General features: G+C 68.2%; 21 protein-coding genes. 9 read left to right on the top strand and 12 right to left on the bottom strand.

Going from position 1 to position 26,414, the window contains the following annotated elements:
• Positions 1–106: 106 nt before the first annotated feature.
• From ON41_RS22665 to ON41_RS22645, 4 genes are all read right to left on the bottom strand, one after another.
• Entirely contained in the window at positions 107–1,051 is a 945-nt protein-coding gene (locus ON41_RS22665) for a serine hydrolase (protein ID WP_040749713.1), read from the bottom strand.
• Positions 1,041–4,364, bottom strand: coding sequence for a serine/threonine-protein kinase (locus ON41_RS43835; protein WP_051162187.1), 3,324 nt, complete (start codon positions 4,362–4,364; stop codon positions 1,041–1,043). Before ON41_RS43835 ends, ON41_RS22665 begins: the two co-directional genes overlap by 11 nt.
• A gap of 71 nt (positions 4,365–4,435) precedes the next feature.
• Complete coding sequence (locus ON41_RS22650) at positions 4,436–5,134, bottom strand: response regulator (protein ID WP_051162184.1); 699 nt, start codon at positions 5,132–5,134, stop codon at positions 4,436–4,438.
• Entirely contained in the window at positions 5,131–6,489 is a 1,359-nt protein-coding gene (locus ON41_RS22645; protein WP_051162182.1) for a sensor histidine kinase, read from the bottom strand. Before ON41_RS22645 ends, ON41_RS22650 begins: the two co-directional genes overlap by 4 nt.
• 127 nt (positions 6,490–6,616) lie before the next feature.
• On the opposite strand from ON41_RS22645, the gene ON41_RS22640 reads away from it, so the two are divergent.
• From ON41_RS22640 to gatB, 4 genes are all read left to right on the top strand, one after another.
• The gene (locus tag ON41_RS22640; protein WP_246460848.1) at positions 6,617–6,994 is read left to right on the top strand and encodes a hypothetical protein; all 378 of its coding nucleotides are present in this window, start codon (positions 6,617–6,619) and stop codon (positions 6,992–6,994) included.
• 45 nt (positions 6,995–7,039) lie between these two features.
• The gene (locus ON41_RS22635) at positions 7,040–7,762 is read left to right on the top strand and encodes an ABC transporter ATP-binding protein (RefSeq protein WP_040749712.1); all 723 of its coding nucleotides are present in this window, start codon (positions 7,040–7,042) and stop codon (positions 7,760–7,762) included.
• Entirely contained in the window at positions 7,759–10,251 is a 2,493-nt protein-coding gene (locus ON41_RS22630) for an FtsX-like permease family protein (protein ID WP_040749711.1), read from the top strand. The genes ON41_RS22635 and ON41_RS22630 overlap by 4 nt, the downstream gene beginning before the upstream one ends.
• A gap of 65 nt (positions 10,252–10,316) precedes the next feature.
• Positions 10,317–11,828: an Asp-tRNA(Asn)/Glu-tRNA(Gln) amidotransferase subunit GatB gene (gene gatB / locus ON41_RS22625; RefSeq protein WP_040749810.1), complete on the top strand. Its 1,512-nt coding sequence runs from the start codon at positions 10,317–10,319 to the stop codon at positions 11,826–11,828.
• A gap of 51 nt (positions 11,829–11,879) precedes the next feature.
• Here the strand turns inward: gatB and ON41_RS22620 are convergent, their stop codons facing one another.
• A complete protein-coding gene (locus tag ON41_RS22620; RefSeq protein ID WP_083905548.1) occupies positions 11,880–13,079 on the bottom strand; it encodes a PQQ-dependent sugar dehydrogenase in 1,200 nt (399 codons plus the stop codon).
• A 125-nt stretch (positions 13,080–13,204) separates the two neighbouring features.
• Here ON41_RS22620 and ON41_RS22615 point away from each other — a divergent pair, with 125 nt between their 5' ends.
• Positions 13,205–14,056 (top strand): DoxX family protein, encoded by an 852-nt coding sequence (locus tag ON41_RS22615; RefSeq protein ID WP_040749710.1) that lies wholly within the window; start codon positions 13,205–13,207, stop codon positions 14,054–14,056.
• A gap of 187 nt (positions 14,057–14,243) precedes the next feature.
• Here ON41_RS22615 and ilvD read toward each other — a convergent pair whose 3' ends face one another.
• Both ilvD and ON41_RS22605 read right to left on the bottom strand, forming a co-directional pair.
• Positions 14,244–16,085 carry a dihydroxy-acid dehydratase gene (ilvD, locus tag ON41_RS22610; protein WP_040749709.1) on the bottom strand — a complete coding sequence of 614 codons (1,842 nt, stop codon included), beginning with the start codon at positions 16,083–16,085 and terminating at the stop codon, positions 14,244–14,246.
• 224 nt (positions 16,086–16,309) lie between these two features.
• A complete protein-coding gene (locus ON41_RS22605; RefSeq protein ID WP_083905547.1) occupies positions 16,310–16,762 on the bottom strand; it encodes a PH domain-containing protein in 453 nt (150 codons plus the stop codon).
• A gap of 359 nt (positions 16,763–17,121) precedes the next feature.
• On the opposite strand from ON41_RS22605, the gene ON41_RS22600 reads away from it, so the two are divergent.
• The 3 genes from ON41_RS22600 to ilvC all read left to right on the top strand — a co-directional run bounded on the left by ON41_RS22600 (position 17,122) and on the right by ilvC (position 20,688).
• Positions 17,122–19,044 carry an acetolactate synthase large subunit gene (locus ON41_RS22600; protein WP_040749708.1) on the top strand — a complete coding sequence of 641 codons (1,923 nt, stop codon included), beginning with the start codon at positions 17,122–17,124 and terminating at the stop codon, positions 19,042–19,044.
• Positions 19,041–19,544 carry an acetolactate synthase small subunit gene (gene ilvN, locus ON41_RS22595; protein WP_040749707.1) on the top strand — a complete coding sequence of 168 codons (504 nt, stop codon included), beginning with the start codon at positions 19,041–19,043 and terminating at the stop codon, positions 19,542–19,544. Before ON41_RS22600 ends, ilvN begins: the two co-directional genes overlap by 4 nt.
• A gap of 142 nt (positions 19,545–19,686) precedes the next feature.
• Positions 19,687–20,688: a ketol-acid reductoisomerase gene (gene ilvC / locus ON41_RS22590; RefSeq protein WP_174411351.1), complete on the top strand. Its 1,002-nt coding sequence runs from the start codon at positions 19,687–19,689 to the stop codon at positions 20,686–20,688.
• Between the two features lie 57 nt (positions 20,689–20,745).
• On the opposite strand, the gene ON41_RS39255 is transcribed toward ilvC, so the two are convergent.
• Together ON41_RS39255 and ON41_RS22580 are read right to left on the bottom strand one after the other, a co-directional pair.
• Positions 20,746–21,495, bottom strand: coding sequence for a toll/interleukin-1 receptor domain-containing protein (locus tag ON41_RS39255; protein WP_051162180.1), 750 nt, complete (start codon positions 21,493–21,495; stop codon positions 20,746–20,748).
• A gap of 73 nt (positions 21,496–21,568) precedes the next feature.
• Positions 21,569–22,099, bottom strand: coding sequence for an SMI1/KNR4 family protein (locus ON41_RS22580; protein WP_051162178.1), 531 nt, complete (start codon positions 22,097–22,099; stop codon positions 21,569–21,571).
• Between the two features lie 260 nt (positions 22,100–22,359).
• Between ON41_RS22580 and ON41_RS22575 the strand changes: the two genes are divergently transcribed.
• Positions 22,360–23,334, top strand: coding sequence for an acyl-CoA thioesterase (locus ON41_RS22575; RefSeq protein WP_373281359.1), 975 nt, complete (start codon positions 22,360–22,362; stop codon positions 23,332–23,334).
• A gap of 6 nt (positions 23,335–23,340) precedes the next feature.
• Here ON41_RS22575 and ON41_RS22570 read toward each other — a convergent pair whose 3' ends face one another.
• From ON41_RS22570 to ON41_RS22560, 3 genes are all read right to left on the bottom strand, one after another.
• Entirely contained in the window at positions 23,341–24,030 is a 690-nt protein-coding gene (locus ON41_RS22570) for a DUF899 domain-containing protein (RefSeq protein WP_040749705.1), read from the bottom strand.
• Positions 24,031–24,095: 65 nt separating this feature from the next.
• Positions 24,096–25,064, bottom strand: coding sequence for a hypothetical protein (locus tag ON41_RS22565; RefSeq protein WP_040749804.1), 969 nt, complete (start codon positions 25,062–25,064; stop codon positions 24,096–24,098).
• Positions 25,065–25,791: 727 nt separating this feature from the next.
• Positions 25,792–26,214 carry a PPOX class F420-dependent oxidoreductase gene (locus ON41_RS22560; RefSeq protein ID WP_040749704.1) on the bottom strand — a complete coding sequence of 141 codons (423 nt, stop codon included), beginning with the start codon at positions 26,212–26,214 and terminating at the stop codon, positions 25,792–25,794.
• Positions 26,215–26,414: the final 200 nt, after the last annotated feature.

Raw genomic sequence — 26,414 nt, 5'->3', positions numbered from 1 at the left:
GGGTGGCTCGCGGCCGTACCACCCGTCAGTCGAGGAATTCTGTGCCGTCGGGGCGCGGTGGTCAAATGGCGTAACTCGCGGTGTCGCATATGAGACGGGGTCGGCCTCACTTGGTGCATTCGCCTCCGCCCAGCTCATGGACATGGTTGGCGAGCAGGGCGGCCATCTTGTCGAGCATCGCGGTGGCGTCCTCGAACGTGCCCGAATCGGGTTGTGCGGCAATGGCCACCGCCAGCTGACCCGACCAGGTGGGGACGAGGCCGAACTGGCGGACCAGGTAGGCGCCGGTCTCGTCGTCGGGTCCCCAGCCGCCCTTGTACTCGGCGCCGACGAAGGCGCCCAGGCCCCATGCCTGGCTGGAGGTGATCTCGCCCATCAGGTTCACCACGCGCGCCGCGTAGCGCAGGCAGGGCAGCCGGCTGGCGAAGCGGGCCTGATTGACCAGCGTCCACACGGTGGAGCCGAAGGCCAGCGGATCGTCGACCGTCTCGCGGGCCTCCGGATTGTGCCGGTCGGCGACATCGGTTGTAGTGTCACCGGTTTCGCGCAGGATCGCCTCGACGGCATCGGCGGCCTTCTCGCCGCCGCCGAGCGCGTCCCACAGCTGTTGGGCCGCGTCGTTGTCGGAGGCGGTGATGGCCGCCGACGCGGTGTCGAACAGCCCGTCCGGGTCCTGGCGCAGCGCCGCCAGGGCCAGTGGCACCTTGATCGTCGACCAGGCGATGCCGGTGGTCCAGTTGCCGAGCGTGATGATGCGGTCGCCGCCGACCGGCATCACCGCCATTCCCATGGTGCCGGGCAATTCCGCTTGGAGCGCGGCGAATTCGGTGGCCAGCGATCCGGGGACGGCGAGGCTGTCGCCCCGGTCACGGTCGTCCGGGGGTAACGCGGCATTCGCGGTCGGAGCCGCGGCGGCCGGTAGGACGATGTCCTCCGCGGGAACGGGCGTACCGGCGCTGACGGTGCAGGCCGATACCGTCACCGTCATCGTCGCCGTGATGAGCCCCCACCGAAAACCCTTGCGCCGGTCACACTTCACCTCAGTAGACATACACCACCGCGTTCTCACCACCGGTACAGGTGACGATCCGACCGGACGCGGAGCAGTTCATCGTGTACGAGCGTCCGGTTACCGGGCTCACCGCGACCACGGACGACGGTGTGCTCGAACCGCTTTCGGCCTCCTGCGCATAGGCCTCGCGCACCGCCTCGGCGAAGGCGCACGAGGTCACCGAGGTGCCCGTCGCGGCCTTGCCGTATTTGCCCTGGCTCGCGGTCGCGCCCTGGCATTCGGTGGCGCCGGCCGGGATGCCGGTGGGCGTGGTCGTCGGCGCGGTACTCGATGCGGAGGACCGTGCGGGCGGGCCGGACGTCGCGGGCGCGCCGTTCGTCGGCGGGCCGGACGCCACCGTCGGGGAGGTGCCTACGGGTTTGCTCAGAACATGCAAGCCCAGGGTGATGGCCACCGCCGCCACCGCGACCACGAGGACGCCGAGCACGATCGGCCAGACGATCGACCGCTTGCGCGAGCGCTCCTCGTAATCGGTTGGCTCGGCGTCGTATTCGGCAGGCGCCCCGAAGGCGTAGCCGTATTCGTCGCTGTCGGCGTCGTACCCGCGTGCCCGCCCGTACTCGTCGGAGTCCTCGTACTCGCCGTAACCCCGGGGCTGGTCGTACCCGCCGGGTTCGTCGTATCCGGTGGGCTCGTCGTATCCGCCGGGCTGGTCGTAGCCGTTTGGCTTGTTGTACCCCCGGACGTCGTCGTATGCGCGGGGCCGTCCGTACCCATCGGACTCTTCGTACCCGTCGGATGCGCTGTACGCCCGGGTCTCCGCAGCAGAATCATCCCCGTACTCGCGGGATTCTCCGTACCGATCGGCTCCCCTGTACCCGGCCTGGTATCCATCGGACCTGCTGTACGCGTGGGTTTCCGCGGCACCGTCTGGTTCGCCGTATCCGCGGGACTGCTCGTATTCGCTGGATGCGCTGTACGCGTGGGTTTCCGCGGAACTGTCGGGTTCGCCGTATGCGCGGGGCTCCTCGTATTCGCTGGATGCGCTGTACGCGTGGGTTTCCGCGGAACTGTCGGGTTCGCCGTATGCGCGGGGCTCCTCGTACTCGCTGGATGCGCTGTACGCGCGGGGCTCTGCATGGGGGTCAGATTCCCTGTGCCCGCGGGATTCCGCGTAGTGGTCGGACTCTCCGTAGCCGCTGGGCTCCCCGTGGCGGTCGGATGTCGCGTAGCCGCCGGACTTTCCGTAGCCGGTGGGCTTCTCGTATCCGGCGTCGGCAGGCTCGTTGCTGACCGGGTATCCGTATGCGCCTTCCCGTCCGGCGTAGTCGCTCCGGGTTTGCTCCGGATCGTTCACGAGGCCGGGGGCGAGGAGTTCCGTATGAGGTTCGTGGGAGCGGTGTGCCTCCGCGGGCGGATCGAAACGAAATTCGTCCGGCCGCACGACTGTCGGGTCCGAGGGACGGATCACGGGGAGATGCCCGGTGGTGTCACGCTCCTCATCCGGGTCGGCGGGCGGGATGATCCGCAGCGAACCGGTCGTCGTGTATTCGCGGGCCGGCTTCGGTGCGGCGTTCTCCGTGCGCCCACCGCGCGCGGCGGCCGGATCCTCGGGTGACGGGACCGGACCGGTCGGCGCCTCCGCACCGGGCCGCGTCGCGGAGACGGGCTGTCCGGTGGGCGGGGTGTCGTCGCCGCCCGTCGGCTCCGAGGCGGGGCCGCGGGGTGGGAAGCGAGCGGGAATGGTGGGCCCTTCGGGACCGAAGGGCTGGAAGGAATTCGGATCGGACCCCGGCCCCGCGGACTCGGGACCTGTTCCCCCGGGCCCGGATTCGGCCGGGGGAGCCCCAGCGCCCACGCGCATGACGGTCGTCGGCTCGGCAGGCGCACGGCTCGCGCCGGATTCCGGCCGGGGTGCGTCGGAACTGCCCAGCAGGCGGCCACGCATCGTCTCCGCCGCCGTCCGGTTGGGATCGAACGCCATGATCGGGGTGGAATCGGAGGGCGCCTGCGGCTCGAACTTCGAGGTCTGCGCGCCGAAACCGCTGGCGGGTGTCGCGGGGGCGGATGCGGCGGTAGGACTCTGCGCGCGGACAGTGGTGCCGGGAACCTGTGCGTCCGGATCAGCACCGGGAGCGTGCGGGCCGCCGGTGGCTTCAGGCGTTCGTTGGCGGGAGGCGGCGGCCGATGTCTGCGGGCCGAAATCGGTATCGGATGTTTTCGATCCGGCGGCGGCCGCTCCCAGCGCGGCGGAGGTTGCGGCCGCCTGTGCGCCCGATCCTGCGGCAGCCGGGCTGGACCCGACCAGGAAGCGGGGCGGGGTCTTGGGAGGCGAGACCTCGGCTTCGACGGGGGTGCGGTCGGAGTCGTCCTCGGCGGCGGGGTCGAGGGCGAATTGGCCGGTGTCCTCGGTGAACCGGATCGGCTCCGCTTCCTCGAACATGTCGGCATCGCCGTAGTCGGTGTAGTCCGCCGCCTCGATCGTCCCGGATTCGGCCGGGCTGTAGCCGTATCCGACCGACAGGCCGAGGGCAGCGCGCGCGGCTCCGGCGAATTCTCCGGCCGTCGCGTAGCGATCCCCGGGGGCCTTCGCCATCGCGTGCGCGATCACCGCGTCCAGGGCGGGCGGGACGTCCGAGCGCTGCAGGCTGGGCCGCGGCGGCGGATCCGACAGATGGGCACGGATCAGCGCGCTCACGCCGTCTACCGGGAACGGAGTTGTGCCCGTGAGGCATTCGTGCAGTACGCAGGCCAGCGAGTAGATATCGGCACGGGCGGTCACCGGGCCGACGTCGAATCGTTCCGGAGCCATGTACGTGTAGTTTCCGGCCCCCACCCCGATGAGGGTGACGCTGGCGTCGCTCTCGCTGCGCGCGATGCCGAAATCGGCCAGGTACGCGAAATCGGCGGGCGTGACGAGAATGTTGGCGGGCTTGACATCGCGATGCACCAAACCGGCGGTATGCGCGGCATCGAGCGCCGCGGCGATCTGCTCGATGAGGTCGACCGAACGATCCGGGTCCAGGGGACTGTGACGCCGCAGCAACGTACGCAGGTTGTCCCCGTGCACCAGCCGCATATCGAGGTAGAGAACACCGTCGACCTCGCCCCACCCGTGGATGGGAATGACGTGCGGCTGCGAGAGCCCCGCCGCGGCCTCCGATTCGCGGCGGAAGCGATCCCGGTAGCCGGGATCGTCCGCCAGCTCCTCGGACAGGAGTTTGAGCGCGACAACCCGTTCCTTGTTGGTGTCGTAGGCCTCGTAGACCTCGCCCATGCCGCCTCTGCCCAGCAGCGAGCGCAGCTCGTACGGGCCGAATCTCGCGCCGACCCGCGACCGCGGTGCGTCCACCGGTGAAACCTCCACATCCTGGGCAGGGTGCGAAACCCGTGCCCGGTGATCACCGGGGTTGTGCCTGCCCCTCAGACTGCCGATTCTCCGGGTGCGACCACGCCGTGGTCAAACGCGTAGACGATAGCCGCCGCGCGATCGCGTAACCCCAGCTTCCCGAAAATATGCCCTACGTGGCTCTTTACCGTCACCTCGGAGATACCTAGTTCGTCGGCGATTTCCCCGTTGACATGGCCGCGGCCGATCAGGCGCAGCACCTCGAATTCGCGTGCCGTCAGATCGTCGAGCCGGTTCTGGGCGCGGGAGGGCGCCGGGCGTACCGACCGGTAGGCCGACAGCACCCGCCCGGTGACCGACGGATCCAGCCAGGACCCGCCCGCGGCGACCGTGCGGACGGCCCGGATGAGATCCTCCGCCGGAGAGTCCTTCAGCAGGAATCCGGCCGCGCCCGCCCGGAGCGCATCGGAGAGCAGCTGGTCGTCGTCGAAGGTGGTGAGCACCAGCACCGGCGGCGCATCGGTGCGGGCGCGGAGCAGGCGGGTGGCGTCGATACCGCCGATGCGCTTCATCCGCAGATCCATCAGGACCACGTCGGGGCGCTGCGCCGAGACCGCCGAGGGCACCTCGTCGCCGTCGGAGCATTCGCTGACCACGAATCCGTCGCGGCGGCGCAGGATGCGGCGCAGCCCGCCGCGCACCAGCTCCTGGTCGTCGACGACGAGGACCGCGACGGTCTCGGCCTCGGCGGCGGTATCCGATCCCGAGATCACATGCCCTCCTGCGGTTTCCGGGTGATCGAGGTGAAGGCGTCGCGCACCATGCGCAGCGGTACGTCGGTCCCGGCCGGGCACGCGGTGCCCGCGGACTTGCCGGCGGCGACGGGGATGCGGGCCCGCACGTGCCACGAGTCCTGCTGCGGACCCGCGGTCAGCGTGCCGCCGAGTGCGGTGGCGCGCTGGCGCATTCCGGTGATGCCCATGCCGCGGCCGCGGAATACCGTCCAGCCGGGCAGCGTGTTGGTTACCGTGACTGTCACCTCGTCGGCGCGCACCGCGATACCGAGGACGACCTCCGAACCGGACGCGTGCTTGGCGACATTGGCCAGCGACTCCTGGGTGATCCGGAACAGCGCCAGGCCCGTCGCCGGCGACAACCCGGTGGTGTCGCCGATGAGCGTGTAGTCGACCGGCAGGCCCGCGCGGACGAAATCGTCGACCAGCCCGGCGATGTCGTCGACTCCGGGTTCGGGCGACGTGCTGGCCGGGCGCGTGTCGAGCAGCCCGACGGTGCGACGGATATCCGACATGGCCTGGCGGCCGAGGCGTTCGGCGTCGGTGAGCGCGTCCACCGCCTCGTCGACATCGCGGTCGGTCTCCAGCGAGTGGCGCGCGGCCGTCAGATGCAGCAGGGTGACGCTGAGCGAGTGCGCGATCACGTCGTGCACCTCGCGGGCGATGCGGCGGCGCTCGTCGTCGGCCGCCCGGACCTCCCGGATCTCCTGATTCTCCCGCTCCTGATAGAGGAAGCGGCGCTGGTACTGCAGCATCAGCCCGACCATCCAGCCCAGGATGACCGCCGACAGGTACATGGGCATGCCGTCGTCGACGTTGCCCACGGCGTAGAAGACGAAGATCTCGACGATCGCCGCCAGAGCCCAGAAGGCGCTGACCCGTTTCGGAGCGATGGCGGCGATCATGCCCACCATGACCGTCAGGACCAGCGGCGAGCTGTCCGGTGACACGGGTTGCATCAGGAATATGCCCTGGGCCGTGAGGCTCGCGAGGCCGAAGACGGCCGGTCGGGGCTGGACGTCCAGGAAGAAGAACAGGGGATAGCACAGGACGAGCAGCGCCACCGCCAGGAACGGCAGCACCGAGGGGAAGTACGCGTGACGCAGCGCGGCGGCCGAGACGGCCGTGATGACCATGGCCAGGTCCGCGATGGCGACCACGGACGGCGGATAGTCGAACGATATCTCCTCGACCCGGCGGACTATCGCGCCCAGCGGGTCCTGGGCGAGGTCGCGGCAGCGGGCCCGGATCCGCCCGAGTACACCCCGCGAGGGTGCGACGGAACCGGCCGGCCCGGTCTCGCTCGTCTGCCCGGTGGCGTCGATCACACCCATTCTGCAAGGCTAGCCGCAGGAACGGTCCCGCGACATCGTCCCGCGAACGCATCGCCCCTCATACCACGGTAGGACCAGAAGTCTCGTCCGCGGCACGAAGACGCCAGGGGCCGGTGACCGTAGCGTGATGGTCACAGTGCCCGGTGGTGAGGACGCGGGCACCTGGACGGAGGAGGTGGGTGCGTTGACGTGGAAGGACCTGCACGCTCGTACCGAAATCCTGCACGAGGTACTCGCCCGCGCGGCCGCCGATCCGGCCAATCCCGGATTGTTCTACGGCCTCCCGGAGTGCGACAGGCTCTTCGGCGGCCCCGCCGGCGTCCTGGCCGCACTGCAGTACCAGTGGGACAACCACATGCGCGCAAAGTTGGATCAGGCTCTGGTGGAGGGGCTGACGGCCGCCGACGCCTACGCGGAACTGGCCTCCGAGCAGCCCGTACTCCGGGCGGTACTCGACGCTCAGGACGTCCGCCGCTGGCAGGACTCCCGGGTCCTGGCCTCCTGATCCGGCACAGACAGCCGCATCGACGACAGAGAAGGCGGGACCGCCGTGTTGGAACTGACCGACATCAGTAAGGAATACCGGGTGGGAGGCCAGCAGGTGCGCGCCCTCGACGGCGTCGGCCTGCGGATCGAGGCGGGAGAGTTCACCGCGATCATCGGCCCCTCCGGATCCGGTAAGAGCACCCTGCTGCATCTGCTGGGCGCGCTGGACAGTCCCAGCTCCGGGTCGATCATGTTCCAGGGCGAGGAGATCGGCTCGCTCGACGACAACCGCCAGTCCGAATTCCGCCGCCACCGCGTGGGTTTCGTCTTCCAGTTCTTCAATCTGCTGCCCACGCTCTCGGCATGGGAGAACGTGGCCATCCCGAAGCTGCTGGACGGCACCGGATTACGCAAGGCCAAGCCACGAGCCCTGGAGCTGCTGCGCCTCGTCGGCCTGGAGGACCGCGCCGAACATCGTCCGGCCGAGCTGTCCGGAGGGCAGATGCAGCGGGTGGCGGTGGCGCGGGCCCTGATCATGGACCCGCCGCTGATCCTGGCCGACGAGCCCACGGGCAACCTGGATTCCAAGACCGGTGCGGCCATCCTCGAACTGCTGGGGGAGATCACCACGACCGGCAACTCGGTGGTCATGGTCACCCACGACATGGGCGCGGTGCAGTACTGCGACCGAGTGATCACGCTGCGCGACGGGCGAATCGGCTCGAACGACAAGGTCGAGCGCGGGCGCGCCGATGCCGCCGAGATCGAGAAGGCGGTGCGCGCGTGATCCGTGCGGCCTGGGATCGGCTGCGGCTGTTCAATATCAAGGAGTTGCTGGTGCACCGCGGCCGCACCCTGATGTCGATGGCCGTGATGGCAGTGTCCGCGGCCCTGCTGGTGGCGGTCCTGAGCATCGCCGGCTCGGTGACGGGTTCGGTGGACAAGCTGACCCACGCGCTGGGCGGCAAGGCGGCCCTGGAGATCACTGGCGTCACGGAGTCCGGCTTCGATCAGCAACTGCTGCAACAGGTCCGGGCGGTGCCGGGCGTCGAGGCGGCGGTCCCGATGCTGCGCACCCGGGTCGGCAACTACGCCGACCGCACGCTCCTGGTGGGCGCCGATGCCAGCGTCGCGTCGCTGGGCAGCGATCTGGGCGGCCCGATGGGCGGCCAGGCGGCGAAGCTGCTCACGGTGCCCAATGGCGTGCTGGTCGGCGCGGCGCTGGGTCATACCGAGGGGGAGAAGTTCCGGCTCGGGTCGAGCGATGTCACGGTGGCGGGCGTCATCGACGAGGCCACGTCGAAGGACCTCAACGGGGGCCATATCGTGGTCGCCCCGCTGCCGGTGGCGCAGAAGATCGTCGGCCGCACCGGCATGCTGGACTCGATCGAGATCGTGCCCGCCCCGGGCGCCGATGTGGGACAGCTGCGTTCGACGCTGACCGGCATCGTCGAGGGCCGCGCGGTGGTGGCCGATCCGAGCCTGCGGTCCGCTCAGGCGGGCGGCGCCATCCAGCTGGTGCGTTTCTCCACCACGATGGCCTCCGCCGCGGCCCTCATCGTGTCGGCCTTCCTCATCTACAACGCGATGAGTATGGCCGTGGCGCAACGACGTCCGCAGCTGTCGCTGCTGCGAGCCATCGGCGGGCGGCGCGGGCCCATGGTGCGCGACCTGATCGCCGAGGCCGCGCTGCTCGGCGTGGTGGGCGGGGCCATCGGCGCGGTGATCGGCATGTACGCCGGGCGCGGTGCGATCGATAAGATCCCGTCCGCCATGATGTCGGCGGTCGAGAGCCGCACCCAGTACATGGTGCCCTGGTACGCCATCCCGGTCGCGGTGGCGGCGTGCGTCCTGGCCAGCGTGGCGGCCGCGTCGATCGCGGCCCGGCAGATCTACAAGGTGGAGCCGATCGAGGCGCTGGCCCCGGTCGGAGTGTCGAAGGCCGACCGGATTCCCCCGTGGCTGCGGTGGCTCGCCCTGGTCGGCAGTATCGGGCAGATCGTGGCGGCGGTGTTCATCGCCGAGGCCAAGCTGGGCCGGTTGTCGCTGGCCTCGATCTCGCTGTCCATCTCGGGCGCGGTGCTGCTGTGTTTCGCCGCGACCGGACCGATCATCCGCATGACCGCCGGTATCGCGCGGCTGTTCGGGGCGCCCGGCGCGCTGGGCGCCACCAATATCGAGCGCTCACCGCGGCGCGTGTGGGCGACCACCATCACCGTCATGATCGGCGTCACCGCGACCGTCGCCATGGGCGGCGCGTCGCGCAATCTGGTCGACTCGGCGGCCGCCTCGTTCCAGGATCTCGCCGAACGCGACGCCTACGTGAGTCCCTCCTCGCTCGCCGAATTCCCCACGGGCCCCTTACTTCCGGCCGACCTGAAGGAGCGCATCCGCGCGGTGCCGGGCGTCTCGGATGTCGGCGCGGCGCAGATGGCCTTCGCCACCCTGGGCCGCGACCGGGTGATGCTGCAGGCGTACGAGAACGGCGTGCGCCCCATGCTGATCGGCGAGATGAATGCCACCGTGCGCCAACAGATGGCGTCCGGCGAGGGCGTGGTGCTCTCGCGCGACGTCGCGAAATCCATGGGCGTACAGGAGGGGTCGTCGGTGGACATGCCCACCCCGACCGGCATCCACACGGTGAAGGTCCTCCAGGTCATCCCGTACTTCTCGGCCGTCTCCGGCATCGTGCTGATGGATATCGGCGTCCTGCGGCAGTGGTACGAGCGCCCAGGGGAAACCATTCTGGGCGTGGACTTCGCACCGGGCACCGACAAGTCCGCGGCGATGGCCGCGATCCGCGACGTCGCCGGACCGGACCTGTCCGTCGATACGGGCGACCAGGCGGTGGCCGCGGTATCCCAAGGCGTGCAACAAGGTACGTCGCTGTCGGGGTCCATCCTGTGGATCGTGGTGCTGGTCTCCACGGCGGCCCTGCTCAATACGCTGATGCTGTCGGTGCTGGAGCGCCGCCGCGAACTCGGGGTGCTGCGCGCGATGGGCACCAGCCGCCGCTTCCTGTTGCGGACCGTCCTGGCCGAGGCCGCGGGCATCGGATTGGCCGGCGCCGTCATCGGTCTGGTCGCGGGTGCGGCCGTGCAGTATCTCGCCACCCTCGCCATGGCCCAGGCCATGACCATCGACGTGGTCTACCGGGCGAGCCCTATGCTGCTCGTCTACGGTGCCGCCGCCCTGTTCCTGGCGCTGCTGGGTTCGATTCCACCGGCCTTCCGGGCCGCCAGAATGCCGATCATCGAGGCCATCGCCACCGATTGATCGGGAGTGGAGGGGAACCCTCACCCGGCTCGGGCGGGTGAGGGTCTCCCCATAGACTGATGAGCATGACTGCACCCACGGTGGACTTGATGGACTATGCCGACGTCGTGGACCGGTACGAGCCGGTGCTGGGCATGGAGGTTCACGTCGAGCTGGGCACCGCGACGAAGATGTTCTGCGGGTGCCCGACCACGTTCGGCGCCGAGCCGAATACGCAGGTGTGCCCGGTGTGCCTGGGCCTGCCCGGTTCGCTGCCCGTGGTGAACCAGAAGGCCGTCGAGGCGGCCATCCGCATCGGCCTGGCGCTCAACTGCTCGATCACCCCGTGGGGCCGGTTCGCCCGGAAGAACTACTTCTACCCGGACCAGCCGAAGAACTACCAGATCAGCCAGTACGACGAGCCGATCGCCACCGACGGCCACCTGGACGTGCCCCTCGACGACGGCACCACCTTCCGCGTCGAGATCGAGCGCGCCCACATGGAGGAGGACACCGGCAAGTCGGTGCACGTGGGCGGCGCCACCGGCCGCATCCACGGCGCGAGCCACTCGCTGCTGGACTACAACCGCGCCGGGGTGCCGCTGATCGAGATCGTCACTAAACCCGTCACCGGTGCCGGCGACCGCGCGCCCGAGGTGGCCCGCGCCTACGTCACCGCGCTGCGCGAGGTGCTGAAGTCGCTCGACGTCTCCGACGTGAAGATGGAGCAGGGCTCGCTGCGCTGCGACGCCAACGTCTCGCTGATGCCCAAGGGCGCCAAGGAATTCGGCACCCGCACCGAGACCAAGAACGTCAACTCGCTGCGGAGCGTCGAGGTCGCGGTGCGCTACGAGATGCGCCGCCAGGCCGCCGTGCTCGCCTCGGGCGGCACCATCACCATGGAGACCCGCCACTTCCACGAGACCGACGGCAGCACCTCGCCCGGCCGCCCCAAGGAGACCGCCGAGGACTACCGCTACTTCCCCGAGCCGGATCTGGAGCCCGTCGCCCCCGACGCCGCCTGGGTCGAGGAACTGCGCGGCACCATCCCCGAGTACCCGTGGCTGCGCCGCGCCCGCATCCAGGCCGACTGGGGCCTGTCCGACGAGGTCTTCCGCGACCTGATCAACGCGGGCGCCCTCGACCTGATCATCGCCACCGTCGACGCGGGCACCTCGGTCGACGCCGCCCGCGCCTGGTGGGTGAACTCGCTGACCGAGAAGGCGAAGGACCGCAACGTCACCCTCGAAGAGCTGCCGATCACCCCGAAGCAGGTCGCCGAGATCGTCGCCCTGGTCGACGCCAAGACCATCAACAGCAAGGTCGCCCGCCAGGTGGTCGACTTCGTCCTCGCGGGCGAGGGCGACCCGGGCCAGATCGTCGAGTCCAAGGGCCTCGGCATGGTCTCCGACGACTCGGCCCTCCAGACCGAGGTCGACAAGGCCCTCGCCGCCAACCCCGACATCGCCGACAAGATCCGCTCCGGCAAGGTCCAGGCCGCCGGCAAGATCGTCGGCGACGTCATGAAGGCCACCCGAGGCCAAGCCGACGCCGCCCGAGTCCGAGAGTTGGTCCTCGCCGCCTGCGGCGCGGCCTGACAACCCCTAGCACCCCCGGGCCATCAGGCTTCGACGGCCTGGCCCGCCGACCTAGTCCGGACCGCCGCCCGCCCCACCCTGCGGCGCGATCACAACTACCCGATCGTCGTTGGGGGTGGGCTGGCCGCCGACCTTGTTGGCGGTGCTGGCCCAGATGAGGCCGTTGGCGCCGGGGGCGAGGTCGTTGAGACGGCCCCACTTGTCCTGATACATCAGGGCGGGGGCGGTGGTGATGGCGTGGGTGTCCTTCTCCACCTTGGCCATGGCCATGGCCTTCGCGTCGGACATGGCGACGGCGACGAAGTCGTCGCCCGCCACGCAGCCGGCCGCGCCGGGATGGTCCTGCCAGTTCCAGGCCGTGGTCACCGCGCCGTTCGGGGACAGCCGCTGCAACCGGTCGGCGACGGCGGTGCGGTCGGTGAACCAGATCTCGCCGTCGGCATCCGGGCAGATGCCGCCGGCGGTCCCGATTCCGGACGCCAGCACGTCGGGCGAGTTGCTGCCGGGGATCGGATTGGTGATCCGCAGCAGCTTGCCGGCGAGGGATCCCTGATCGGCGGCCGCCCCCGGATTACCCGCGTCACCGGTCAGCACCAGCATCTTGTCCGCCGCGACGAATTCGATCGAGCCGTGATTTCCGCTGTCGCTCTTGGGAATTCCGGTGAGGATCGGCTTGGCGACCCCGTCGGCGCCGATGCGGACCACACGGTTGTCGCTGCCGGTGGTGATGTAGGCGTAGAGCAGCCGGTCCTGCGCATAGGTGGGGGACAGGGTGATGTCGAGCAGCCCGCCGTCGCCCGCGGCGTCCACATCCACCTGCGCGATCTGCTTCAGGTAGTACGGCCACGGGCCGGGATCCTGGGTATCGATGAGGAAGACCTTGCCGGTCGAGCGCTCGGCGACGATACCGTTCACCCCGTCCGGCATGCCGATGACACCCGTGGACTCGTTCACGCACCCGGCGACGACGGCCGGATCGCCGTCCTCGCACGGGCCGGGCGGCCGCTTCTGCTTACTGGGCGGCTGCGGAGTGGTCGGCTCGATCCCCTCCGGCCGGACGGTCGGCGCGGGGGTGAACGGATCGGACGCGGATTCGTCGAACCGCGCACAGCCGGCCAGCAGTCCGGCGGTGACGGCCAGGCTCAGCGCGACACGGCTGTATCTGATGCGGCCTGGACGGGGGCCCTGCGTGGTTACGCAGGCTGCCTCCTCCGGGCCCTGACCGCTCAGGCCGGCGACAACCACACTCATGGCCCAGACGTTACGGAAATACCGCCGGATGCGCTCACACGGGGGTTGGCGCGCGGCGGCGGGTGCGTCGGGACACGCCGCTGTCGCACAGCGCTCGGACCCCCGACCCGTCATACTCTGACCCCGTGACGGACAAGCCGAATCAGACACCGGAGTCGAACGAGCCGCCCGCGAAGGCCGGCCCCGACGCATTGGGGGCCGCGGCAACCGGTCCGACGGCCAGCAGTCCCTACGACAATCCCACGGGTGAGTTTCCGCCGGTCCAGCCGGCGACGGGCAAGGATGTGCCGCGCACCGACGACGATCTCGGCTTGGATCCGGAGGTTCCGGCCGCCGGCGCGACGGAGCAGAGCGCACCGGCGGCGTCCGCCGACGCGGACAGTTCGACCTACGCCTTCGCCACCATCCCGCCCGCACCGGCCACCGCCGAGACCGGACGCCTCCGCCGCCGGGACACGCGGCGGGGCACACTGGATCTCGGCCTGCTCGCCCTGCGCTGGATCGTCGGCGTCACCTTCCTCTACCACGGCACGCAGAAGCTGGCGGGCTGGTTCCACGGCCCGGGCCTCGACGGCACCAAACATATGCTGGAGCAGGGCGGCTGGAAGCACATCGACCTGTCGACGGCCATGCTCGTGGTCTCCGAGGTGGGCGGCGGCGCACTGCTCGTCCTGGGCCTCGCCACCCCGCTGGCCGCAGGCGCCGTCCTGGCCTCGATCATCGACGCCTGGCTCTGGAAACAGGGCATGGCCCCCGGATTCCAGTACAAGACCACGGAATTGGAGGCGATCCTCGCGGGCCTCGCCGCGACCATCATCCTCACCGGCCCCGGCCGCCTGTCCTTCGACCGCAACCGCGGCTGGGCCACCCGCCCCGCCTGGGGCTCCTTCGTGGTCCTGATCCTCGCCATCGCCGCCGCCATCGGAGGCTGGCTGGTCCTCCACGGCGGCAACCCCTTCGTCGGCACCATCGACTAGACCGACCGCCACGCACCATCCAGCACGCGCCCCTCACCATTTTCCGGCGTGCTTTTGGCCGGAATCCATCTGGAGATTCCGGCCAAAAGCACGCCGGAAAACGAGAGGCGGTCTGCCTAGGACGTGCGTGGGACACAGAAAGCCGGGACCCCTTGCGAGGTCCCGGCTTTCGCGTCTCGGAAACTGCTTACGGCACCCGGCGGACGGCGCCCTTGTCGGCCGAGGTGGCCAGGGCGGCGTAGGCGCGCAGGGCGGTGGTGACGGGGCGGTCGCGGCCGACGGGCTGCCAAGGCCGTTCGGACGCTTCCATTTTCGCGCGCCGCTCGGCGAGAACCTCGTCGGGAACCAGCAATTCGAGGGCGCGGGTGTGCACGTCGACGCGGATGCGGTCGCCGTTCTCGATCAGGCCGATGGTGCCACCCGAGGCGGCCTCGGGGGAGATGTGGCCGATCGACAGGCCGGAGGTGCCGCCGGAGAAGCGGCCGTCGGTGATCAGCGCGCACTGCTTACCCAGGCCCAGACCCTTCAGGAACGAGGTCGGGTGCAGCATCTCCTGCATGCCCGGCCCGCCGGAGGGACCCTCGTAGCGGACCACGACCACATCGCCCGGCTTGATCTCCTTGCCGAGGATGGCCGACACCGCCGCCTCCTGGGACTCGACCACCACGGCCGGACCCTCGAAGGTGAACAGGTCCTCATCGATACCCGCGGTCTTGAGGATCGCGCCGTCCGGAGCGATATTGCCGCGCAGCACGCACAGGCCGCCCTCGACCGTGTACGCGTGCTCGAGGTCGCGGATGCATCCGCCCGCGGCGTCGGTGTCCAGCGACGACCACCGGTTGTCGGTGGAGAACGGCGTGGTGGTGCGCACCCCGCCCGGCGCGGCGTGGAACAGCTCCAGGGCCTCTTCGGAAGCCTTGCCGGAGCGGATGTCCCACGTGTCCAGCCACTCGTCGATGGTCGGAGTGTGCACGGTGCTGACCTCGGTCTCCAGCAGCCCCGCGCGGCGCAGCTCGCCGAGGATCGCGGGGATGCCGCCGGCGCGGTGCACGTCCTCCATGTGATAGTCGGAGTTGGGCGAGACCTTCGACAGGCACGGCACGCGGCGCGAGATCTCGTCGATGGTGTCGAGGGTGAAGTCGATCTCGCCCTCCTGCGCGGCGGCGAGCGTGTGCAGCACCGTGTTGGTGGAGCCGCCCATCGCCACGTCCAGCGCCATCGCGTTGCGGAAAGCCTTCTCGTTCGCGATATTTCGCGGCAGCACCGACTCGTCGTCGTCGCGGTAGTAGCGGGTGGCGATATCGACGATGGTGGCTCCGGCCCGCTCGAACAGCGCCCGGCGCGCGGAATGCGTGGCCAGGGTCGAGCCGTTGCCCGGCAGCGCGAGACCCAGCGCCTCGGTGAGGCAGTTCATCGAGTTCGCGGTGAACATGCCCGAACAGGACCCGCAGGTCGGGCACGCGCTGCGCTCGACCTCGGACAGGCCGTCGTCGGTGACATTGCTCGAGGCGCTGGCCGAGATGGCGGTGATCAGGTCGGTGGGCGCCTGCGCGACACCGCCGACGACCACGGCCTTCCCGGCCTCCATCGGACCACCCGACACGAACACGGCCGGGATGTTGAGCCGCATGGCGGCGTTCAGCATGCCCGGGGTGATCTTGTCGCAGTTGGAGATGCACACCAGCGCGTCGGCGGTGTGCGCGTTGGCCATGTACTCCACCGAATCGGCGATGATCTCGCGGCTGGGCAGCGAGTACAGCATGCCGCCGTGCCCCATGGCGATCCCGTCGTCCACCGCGATGGTGTGGAATTCGCGCGGCACGCCACCCGCGGCCCGTACCGCGTCGGCCACGATCTCACCGACGTCCTTCAGGTGCACGTGTCCCGGCACGAACTGCGTGTAGGAGTTCGCGATGGCGACGATCGGCTTACCGAAGTCGGAGTCGGTGAGGCCGGTCGCCCGCCAGAGCGCGCGAGCGCCCGCGGCATTGCGTCCGGCTGTGGTGGTTCGTGAACGAAGCGGTGGCATCTGTATCGGTCCTCGGTCGGTCGGCTGGTCGGCACTGCCGTGCTCGGGGGAGGCGTGCATAGTGCCGGGTACGGAATCGCCAGGGCTGGTGGCGAGGGTGTCGCGGCGGCGATTCCACGGTACTCCCGCGCGAAGTGGGCAGATGCGCCGGTAGGCGGCTCGCCCGAGGGGAGAGTCTCGGTACCAGGGTCAGCACTCGACGTGCTCGGATTGTTCCCGGGCTACTACTCGGCCTTCGTGTCGCCTTCGGGCTCTCCGCCGTCCTCGCCCTCGGCCTTCTCACTGGTCGGGACCGGCACCGTCTCATCGGTCTCCGGCTGGGCGAAGGGATCGGGGATGCGGCCGCTGGAGTACTCCACCAGCTGGCGCAGCCGGTCGTAACTCACCGCGGGCAACGCGATCTCGGACTCGTCGACCAGGTGCGCTCGCACGAATCCCCGCTTGGGGATGCGCAATCCCTTGACCTGCGACCAGTCCAGATGCCGCGACCCGACGAGCGTCCGCAGATCCAGCCCGCTATCGGACACCGTGGTCCGCGTCCGCTCGATCCACAGCGCCACCACCGCCGGAATCGCGAACAGAATCCACAGCACCGCCGGCCACCCGAAGAAGGGGAACGCCGCACAGAACAGCAGCATGAGAACGCCCACATGGCCGAGCCGGGGGATTCTGATCACATGACCCGTATCCGATCCTCCCTCGGCGGTGTGGGACGATCGAGCAGGTGGCACGGATTGATGTGGCGATGACACACCCCCATCCTCGCATCACGGTAGACAGACAGACGAAACCGCCCCGTCTCACATAATGGGACACCTGATGTCAAGGAATTTGACTCATCGGCTCTCGCGCGCATACCGTCGTGCGCGTGAATCGAATCGAGCTTCTCGTAATCGGCCGGCGCGTCCAGCGCTGAGCCTGACAACGTCAAGCTCGCAGCTGCGACGCGCCACCCTCGATCAGCTTCGGCTGTCGGGGGCTTTTTTATGTTCAGGCAAGTTCTGTGACCAGAACGACAAGCAGTAAGGAAAAGACGGTGAGCGCACCTACCGCACGGCCCGGGCCCTCGGCTCGCAGGCCCGCGCCTTCGGCCAACCAGCCGACACCGGCGGCATCCGGAATCCGCCGCCAGGTCCCGCCCGAGAAGGTGACCGGCGCGCAGTCGGTCGTCCGGTCCCTCGAGGAGCTCGGTGTCGACACGATCTTCGGTATTCCGGGGGGTGCGGTACTCCCGGTCTACGATCCGCTGTTCGATTCCACCAAGGTGCGTCACGTCCTCGTCCGGCACGAGCAGGGCGCGGGTCACGCCGCGACCGGATACGCGCAGGCCACCGGCAAGGTCGGCGTCTGCATGGCGACGTCCGGTCCGGGCGCGACCAACCTGGTCACCCCGATCGCCGACGCCCAGATGGACTCGGTGCCGCTGGTGGCCATCACCGGTCAGGTCGCGCGCTCGCTCATCGGTACGGACGGTTTCCAGGAGGCCGACATCTCCGGCATCACCATGCCGGTCACGAAGCACAACTTCCTGGTCAACGACCCGATCGACATCCCGCGCATGATCGCCGAGGCATTCCACCTGGCCTCCACCGGACGTCCGGGCGCGGTGCTCGTCGACATCCCGAAGGATGTGCTGCAGGCGCAGACCACCTTCACCTGGCCGCCGGAGATGCGGCTGCCCGGCTACCGTCCGGTCACCAAGCCGCACGGTAAGCAGGTGCGCGAGGCCGCCCGCATGATCATGGAGTCGAAGTCCCCCGTGCTCTACGTCGGCGGCGGCGTGATCAAGGCGGACGCCTCCAAGGAGCTGCTGGAACTGGCCGAGATGACCGGCATCCCGGTGGTCACCACCCTGATGGCCCGCGGCTCGTTCCCCGACAGCCACCAGCTGAACATGGGCATGCCCGGTATGCACGGCACGGTGGGAGCCGTTGCGGCGCTGCAGAAGTCGGACCTGCTGATCACTCTCGGCGCGCGCTTCGACGACCGCGTCACCGGTCAGCTCGACTCGTTCGCCCCGCACGCCCGGGTCATCCACGCCGATATCGATCCCGCCGAGATCGGCAAGAACCGGCACGCCGACGTGCCGATCGTGGGCGACTGCCGCGAGGTCATCGCGGAGCTGATAGAAACCTTGAAGTCCGATCCCGCTGCCAAAGGTGCGCCGCTGCTGGAACTCTCGGAGTGGTGGACCTACCTCGACGGTGTCCGCAAGCAGTACCCGCTGGGCTGGACCCCGTCGAGCGACGGTTCGCTGTCGCCCGAGTTCGTCATCGAGAAGTTGGGCGAACTGGCCGGACCGGACGCGGTGTACGTCGCGGGCGTGGGCCAGCACCAGATGTGGGCCGCGCAGTTCATCAAGTACGAGAAGCCGCGCACCTGGCTGAATTCCGGTGGTCTGGGCACCATGGGCTACGCCGTCCCAGCGGCCATGGGCGCCAAGATGGGCGCGCCCGAGAAGGAGGTCTGGGCGGTCGACGGCGACGGCTGCTTCCAGATGACCAACCAGGAGCTGGCCACCTGTGCCGTCGAGGGCGTGCCGATCAAGGTCGCGCTGATCAACAACGGCAACCTCGGCATGGTCCGCCAGTGGCAGACCCTGTTCTACGAGCAGCGCTACTCCAACACCGATCTGGGCACCCACACCCTGCGCATCCCCGACTTCGTGAAGCTCGCGGAGGCCCTGGGCTGCCACGGTATCCGGGTGGAGAAGGAAGAGGACGTCGAGGCCGCCATCCGCGAGGCGCAGTCCATCAACGACCGCCCCGTGGTGATCGACTTCATCGTCGGCAAGGACGCGCAGGTGTGGCCGATGGTCGCCGCCGGCACCTCCAACGACGAGATCATGGCCGCCCGCGGCATCCGTCCGCTGTTCGACGACGACGAGGCCGTGGCCGAGCCCGCCGTGATCCACGAGGCCATGTCCCACGAAAAGGCCCAGAAGGGGACCGAACAGTGAGTACAACCCACACCCTGAGCGTGCTCGTGGAGGACAAGCCGGGCGTGCTGGCCCGCGTGGCGAGCCTGTTCTCCCGGCGCGGCTTCAATATCGAATCGCTCGCGGTCGGCGGCACCGAGGTGAAGGACATCTCGCGCATGACCATCGTCGTGACGGTCGAGGACCTGCCGCTCGAGCAGGTCACCAAGCAGCTGAACAAGCTGGTCAACGTCATCAAGATCGTGGAGCAGGACGCCGACAGCTCGGTGGCCCGCGAACTGATCCTGGTGAAGGTGCGGGCCGACGCGAGCGTGCGCACCCAGGTGATCGAATCGGTGAACCTGTTCCGGGCTAAGGTCATCGACGTGTCGCCCGACGCGCTCACCATCGAGGCGACCGGCACCCGGTCGAAGCTCGACGCACTGCTCCGAATGCTGGAACCGTACGGGATCCGGGAGATCGTGCAGTCCGGCGTCGTGGCCGTCGGACGTGGACCCAAGTCCATCACGGCGACGCGCTGAACCGAACGTGTTCTCCCAGCGACGCGCTGAGCTGAACATGTTTTCCCGGCACGCCGGGGCTCGTTTCCCGGCACGCTTTTGGCCGGGAACCACAACGCTTATACAGAGAAATCCGAGAAGGGATAGCAAATTGGCAGTCGAGATGTTCTATGACGACGATGCCGACCTGTCGATCATCCAGGGTCGCAAGGTCGCCGTCATCGGCTACGGCTCCCAGGGTCACGCGCACTCGCTGAGCCTGCGCGACTCGGGTGTCGACGTGCGTATCGGCCTCAAGGAGGGTTCGAAGTCGCGGGAGAAGGCCGAGGAGGCGGGTCTCACCGTCGGCACCCCCGCCGAGGTCTCGGAGTGGGCCGACGTCATCATGGTGCTCGCCCCCGACACCGCGCAGGCGTCGATCTTCAAGGAGGAGATCGAGCCGAACCTGAAGGACGGCGACGCGCTGTTCTTCGGCCACGGCCTGAACATCCACTTCGGCCTGATCAAGGCGCCGGGCAACGTCACGGTCGGCATGGTCGCCCCGAAGGGCCCGGGCCACCTGGTCCGCCGCCAGTTCATCGACGGCAAGGGCGTTCCGGCCCTGATCGCCATCGACCAGGACCCGAAGGGCGAGGGCCAGGCCCTGGCTCTGTCCTGGGCCAAGGGCATCGGCGGCACCCGCGCCGGCGTCATCAAGACCACCTTCAAGGAAGAGACCGAGACCGACCTCTTCGGCGAGCAGGCCGTGCTCTGCGGCGGCACCGAGGAACTGGTCAAGACCGGTTTCGAGGTCATGGTCGAGGCCGGCTACGCGCCGGAGATGGCCTACTTCGAGGTGCTGCACGAGCTGAAGCTGATCGTGGACCTCATGTACGAGGGCGGCATCGCCCGCATGAACTACTCGGTCTCCGACACCGCCGAATTCGGCGGCTACCTGTCGGGCCCGCGCGTCATCGACGCCGACACCAAGCAGCGCATGCGCGACATCCTGAAGGACATCCAGGACGGCACCTTCGTCAAGCGCCTCGTCGCCAACGTCGAAGGCGGCAACAAGGAACTCGAGTCCCTGCGCAAGCAGAACGCCGAGCACCCCATCGAGGTCACCGGCGCCAAGCTCCGCGGCCTGATGAGCTGGGTCGACCGCCCCATCACCGAGACCGCCTGAGTCTCAGCGATATTCGAAGGGCCGCTGCTGTCCCCAGCAGTGGCCCTTCGGGCTTTCTCAGCGAATCGCGTCCAGGATCTGCTCCAGCCCGCTGCGGTACGCACTCCTGAAATCGGCGTACTTCTTCGTTCTGAGCAGCGTGGGGATCTCGCAGTCCTTCAGGAGCGCGGGAACGACTGCGACGGCCCCGTTTTCCACCTCGGTCCAGTACTTGGCGGACCACTCCCGCTCCACCCATCCGGATTTCACGGAGTTCGGGCTGAGCATGAGGACTAGATAGTCGCAGTGATCGATCCCTTCCGAGATCTTCAGGGGGATGGACTCTCCGGCTCGTATCTCCCATTCGTCGAGCCACGGCCGGTGTCCTTGGTTCGCGAGATCGACTGACAGCCAGAGCGCGAGGTCCTTGTCGAGGGAGGAGTGCGAGATGAATATCTGTCTGCCGCCTGGCTTGCCCTCGTTGAGTCGTGCGTTGGCCATCCGATTGACCAGCTGTGAGTTGATGTACGAATACTCCAGTGTCAGCTCGTACCGGCGTCTATGGTTCCATTCGCCCTCACGGGCGGCTCTACCGAGGATTCGAGAAATCGCTTGGCGCCGAGTCAACAGCGAATCCGTGTCGATCGGAAAGACGTGCTCGTAGTCTACGAACTTGAACATCGTCGCGTGCATGAGCCCGGGCTCACAATAGTAGATGACGGCCTGATCGCGGCCGTCGACGTATTCGTCATCGTCGTAGTAGCCGATTCGGGCGCTTCTTCCGGGTAGGTGTACGACAACAGGGCCACCGTAGGACGGATCGATCATTGTCTTCCCATGCTGAGGCCGACGACAAAAGGACCTTCCAGTATGCCGCGACCTCAGCCAGGGACGCTACGCCTCAGTTGACCGGCACGACCTTGTGCACCGGGAGGGGAAACTGCTTCTCCGACAACAGAACCGGGCGCAGGTCTCCGGCGAGCGCGGCGGCGAGGAACTGGGTGCAGGAGTGGGGGATGTGCTCCCACTGTGGCCCGCGGCCCTCGTTGATCATGACGGTCCACTCCTCGGGCCGCTTCCCCGGCCGGATCAGCCAGTAGAGCATCTCGCCGTTGTCGGTGGTCGCCCAGGGAACGATGCGGGTGCCCGCCTCCTGCAATTCGGCCGGCCTCGGCTCGACCGCCCACAGGTCCTCCATCGCCTCGGTCTGCCAGTCCTTCCAGGCGAAGAGGTCGTAGCGGTCGTTGGGGCAGCCCGGAGCCATGACGTGGAGGTAGTCCTCCCAGCGGCTGCTCCCGTAGGTATCGATGAACTCCTTGTAATCCGTGGGCAACGGGAACCCCAGCGCACGCTCCACGGTGCGCCAATCCGTATCCGGAGCTGGCGAGGGAGGCGGGACGAGTTTCCGGATCCGATCCAGGGGCGAAGTCACCGCACCGATTCTCCATGACATCCGGCGATCGCTCGGCAAAACACCGAACGAATCACTTTCGGCGAGGGAGAGATTCGGCACAAAGCGGTCACCGGCACCGGGAAGGCCTACTCGCCCGTACTACTTCCGGTTGTCTATGGTCGCTGGCGACAACGGTGTCGGAGCCCCAATACTCTGCTCGAACGGATTGTGAAACCTTGCCCTCGACACCTCAACTCACCGTCCCGAGCCCGGCCTCGGCCGGCCGCCGCTCCGAAGCGATTCACCGCTTTCTCGTCAAACCCGCCGACGCCGGTGTCGTCGGATCCGTCGACGGCGGCAAACTTCTCGAATGGGTCGACAAGGTCGCCTACGCCGCGGCCGCCCAGTGGAGCGGAACCTATTGCGTCACCGCCTATGTCGGAAATATCCATTTGGACCGTCCGATCGCCGTCGGCGAACTGGTCGAACTGCACGCAAGCCTCGTCCACACCGGACGAACCAGCATGCACATCCTCGTCACCGTCTATTCGACCGATCCCACGCGGGTGAAGCCGGTGCAATCCGCTCAGTGCCTGACGATCTTCGTCGCGATCGATGACGACAAACGCCCCGTCGAAGTCCCGCAATGGCAACCGGTCACAACCCTGGAGCGGGAACGGCACGGGCAGGCGCACGCCCGGATCGCGGTGCGCAAACGCATCGAAGAGGCGATGGCCGCCCAGCACTACACAGCCGCGGGCACCGCACCGAGCGCGACCCTGCGTTTCCTGGCCGCGCCGTCGGATATCAATTGGGGCGGCAAGGTGCACGGCGGCCGCACCATGGGATGGATCGACGAGGCCGCCTGCGTCTGCGGCGCGGATTGGGCCGGGCGGCACGTCATCACGTCCTATTTCGGCGGAATCCGTTTCTACCGCCCGATTCTCATCGGCCACGCCGTCGAGATCACCGCGCGCCTCATCCACACGGGCCCGCGCAGTATGCACATGAGCGTGCACGTGACCTCCACCGAGGCGCATTCCGACGAGCCCGAGCTCGCCGCCCACGGATTGGCGGTGGTCGTCGCCCTCGACGAGAACGGCAAGGCGCGGCCGGTGCGCGAGTGGACGGCGGTCTCCGAGGAGGACCGCGCACTGGACGCGCACGCCCGGCACCTCATCGAATTGCGGACTCTCGTCGAGCCTTTCACTCCGGCGGACGCGGTCCCGGACGACGCGGAACCCAATCACTTCCGCGCCCCGAGCGTGCGTTAGAAGCGGTCACGCCTCCGGTTCGCCGTAGAGCTCGGCGATCTTCTCGGAGGAACTCCACCGGCTGTAGGTCGGGGACTGCGGCCAGCCCTCCGGCACGTCCTGCCACACTTCCTGACGCCCGTACGGCAAGACGTCGATCAGCGCGAAGCTGTGGCTGAGCTGCTCGGTGCCGCGGCCGTTGGTGTGCCAGGTGCGGTAGACGGTGTCGCCGTCGCGCAGGAAGACATTGACGGCGAATCCGGCTCCAGGTGGCGCCCCGACATCGCTACCGAAGGAACTGTTCGCCGTCGAATACCAGGTCATCCGATTGCCGACCCGCCGCTTGTAGGCGAGTGCCTGATCGATCGGCCCCTGGGTCACGATGACGAACCGGGCATCCCAGTTGTCCAGGAAATCCAGCCGGGTGTACTGCGAGGTAAACCCGGTGCAACCCGGGCACTGCCACTTCTCGTCCGGAAACCACATGTGGTTGTAGACGATCAGCTGCGATTTGCCGTCGAAAACGTCCGCCAGCCGGACCGGCCCGTCTTCGCCTTCGAGGGTGTAATCCGGCATCTCGACCATCGGCAGCCGGCGGCGCTCCGCGGCGATGGCGTCGAGTTCGCGGGTCGCGGCCTTCTCCCGCACCCGCAGCGCGTCGAGCTGCTTCTGCCAGGTCTCGGCGTCGACGACGGGCGGTAATGCGTTGGTGCTCATGAAAACCTCACTGATGACGTTCGGAACACGGGTTCTGACGTATGGACTCCCCGTGGTCGTCGAATTCATCGGTGGCGTCGTCCTGAATCCCACCAGTTCAGCACCCGAGTGCCGTACAGCGTCAGCCATTTGGACGGCTCACCCGGCGGCGCGTCGACCTCGAACCACACACGGCCCGGTTGCCTGCGGGCCTGGAGCCAGGTGCCGTCGGGTTGCCGGGCGGCGCGGAGGAGTTCGATCGCCTCGGCCATCCGATGATCCGGCCGTCCATTGTCGAGCAGCGCCGCCTGGCGGAAGTACTCGGCCGCGTTGAGAACGCTGTAGGTCCAGCGGAACGGATAGGCGAAGCGATCCACCCATGGACCCACCCGCTCGCCCGTCGACAGCCGGCGAAAGAGACTGCGCCGCAGAAGATATTCCTCACCTCGACGCCGAGCTGTCCGGGTCGCGTCGGTTCCCCCGGTCGCGATGTCGAAGGCGAGCAGGCCCTTCAGCGAATTGAGCGTCGAATGGAACGAGGACCGCGTCGAGCCCTCCACCCACTCGCAATTCCACCCACCGTCCCCGAGCTGATGCGCGAGGAACCAATCGACGAGACCGGAGATATCCGCGCCGAGCCACAGCCCGTTCGCGACCGTCCACGCGTTGATACAGCAGTCGACTTCGCCACCCCAATACGGCAGATCGTCGTATTCCCACCGGCTGTTCTCGGCGAGCAATTCGGCCGTCCGCCGCTCGCGCAAGACCGTGGGATCCAGACCCCACTCCCGCAGGCTGTTGAGTGTCCACGTGGTCGCCGTCCACGGCTGCCCCGCACCCGGAGCGGCCTCGGGACCGTGAAAATCGAAGTCCGCGGGAAAGAACGCCCCGCCGGCCCACTGCCTATCGTCGCCCTGCAACTGCAGCAGCCGCGCCCCGAACCCTTCGCTCGCAATCCTCGCGCGAGTCGCCTCCCACACCTCTTCCGGCTCACCCAGCAGATCCCGCTCCACCTGCCACCGCAGCGCCGGATCGGAATCCAGCAACCACCCCATCAGGTCCACGCGCCGACTCTAGCGAGCAATAAGGATGGCCACCCCTCGGCAGACCGCAGGCCATCCTTTGCCCGTACACACAACGACGGCCCGCTACCGGCCAACCGCCGCCCGGCCCGCACAACAAAATCCATTGCCCGGCCCGCACAACGACGGCCCGTACCGGCCATCCATTGCCCGGCTCCGCACAACGACGGCCCGTACCGACCATCCATTGCCCGGCTCCGCACAAACAACGGCCCGGCACCCCGTGCGGTGCCGGGCCGTCGCGTAGCCAGGATCAGCTGCTTCCGAGCCAGCCCGGAGGCACAGCCTGCCGCCACCCATTTCCCGGATGGCCGTGGCGGCGGTCCCGCCCGTCGCAGTCGTCATCCCAGCGCCCATGGCGATCCCGGTCGTTATCCCACAACCCCGGCAGGTCCCACGGCGGCTTCCCGTGCCCGTGCACCTCGGTGGTGATCTCGTCGCCGACCGTATCGGCCTGCGCCGGAATCGCAAGTACAGCAAGCGGAGCCGCCACAAGGGCCCCCGCAACAGCCACCCGCGCAACAGTGCGCGAAGCCGCATGTTTGGTTATCGACATCAAGGTCAATCCTTCCAACTCAACTGCGTCGCCAGCAGTCTCACCCATCCCGGCCAGAAGGTCACGGGGGTTGGCACCACTATGGGGAACAAATACAACCCGGGGATGAGGGGGAGTGGGGAAAGACCCTGATCCTTCTCCCGATCAGGCTCCCGACACGTTACGCGATTCCCCATCAGGATTGGCAGGATCGATGTGCCAGCTGTGGATTCGGGTGGGGTGGATGCGAATCACCTCGTTGCAGAACCAGTCGGGGGAGACGGGGATGTCCTCGACGGTCACGATTTCCGCCGTTCCCCGGATCTCGACGCCCCGACCCCATCCCGGCTTCACCTCGTTGGGGTCGTCCGGGGTCATGTCATCCACTACGAAGCTGACGTTCGGGTTCTTGCGGACGTTGCGGTAGCGCTGGGCGTTGGGGCTGGGTCCGCCGATGTCGATCGTGTTGTCGGGGTTGAGGCGGAAGCCGACGGGGACCTGGTTGGGGATGTTGGACGAGGTGACGGTGGCCAGGCGTCCGAGGTGCTGGGTGCTGAGGTAGGCGAGTTCGGCATCGGTGAAGGGCATGGATGCAACCCTAAAAGCTTGAGTGAGGTTGAGGTCAACTATGCGCTTGCTTAAGAACCGTCGCCATCGGCCGCGCCTGCTTCGAAGAGTGCGAATACGAGGCTAGTCTGATTCACATGGAGTCCGGCGCTGGTCCGAGTGGCAGACAAGTCTGCCCGGCGCATGTTCCTTCTCCGCTGTGGAGGTTGTATCAGCGGGAG

Origin of the sequence: Nocardia transvalensis NBRC 15921 (assembly GCF_000308875.1) — a bacterium.
Classification (GTDB): domain Bacteria; phylum Actinomycetota; class Actinomycetes; order Mycobacteriales; family Mycobacteriaceae; genus Nocardia; species Nocardia transvalensis.
Note: the sequence above shows the minus strand (reverse complement) of the source record. Positions and strands in the feature narration are given on the sequence as shown.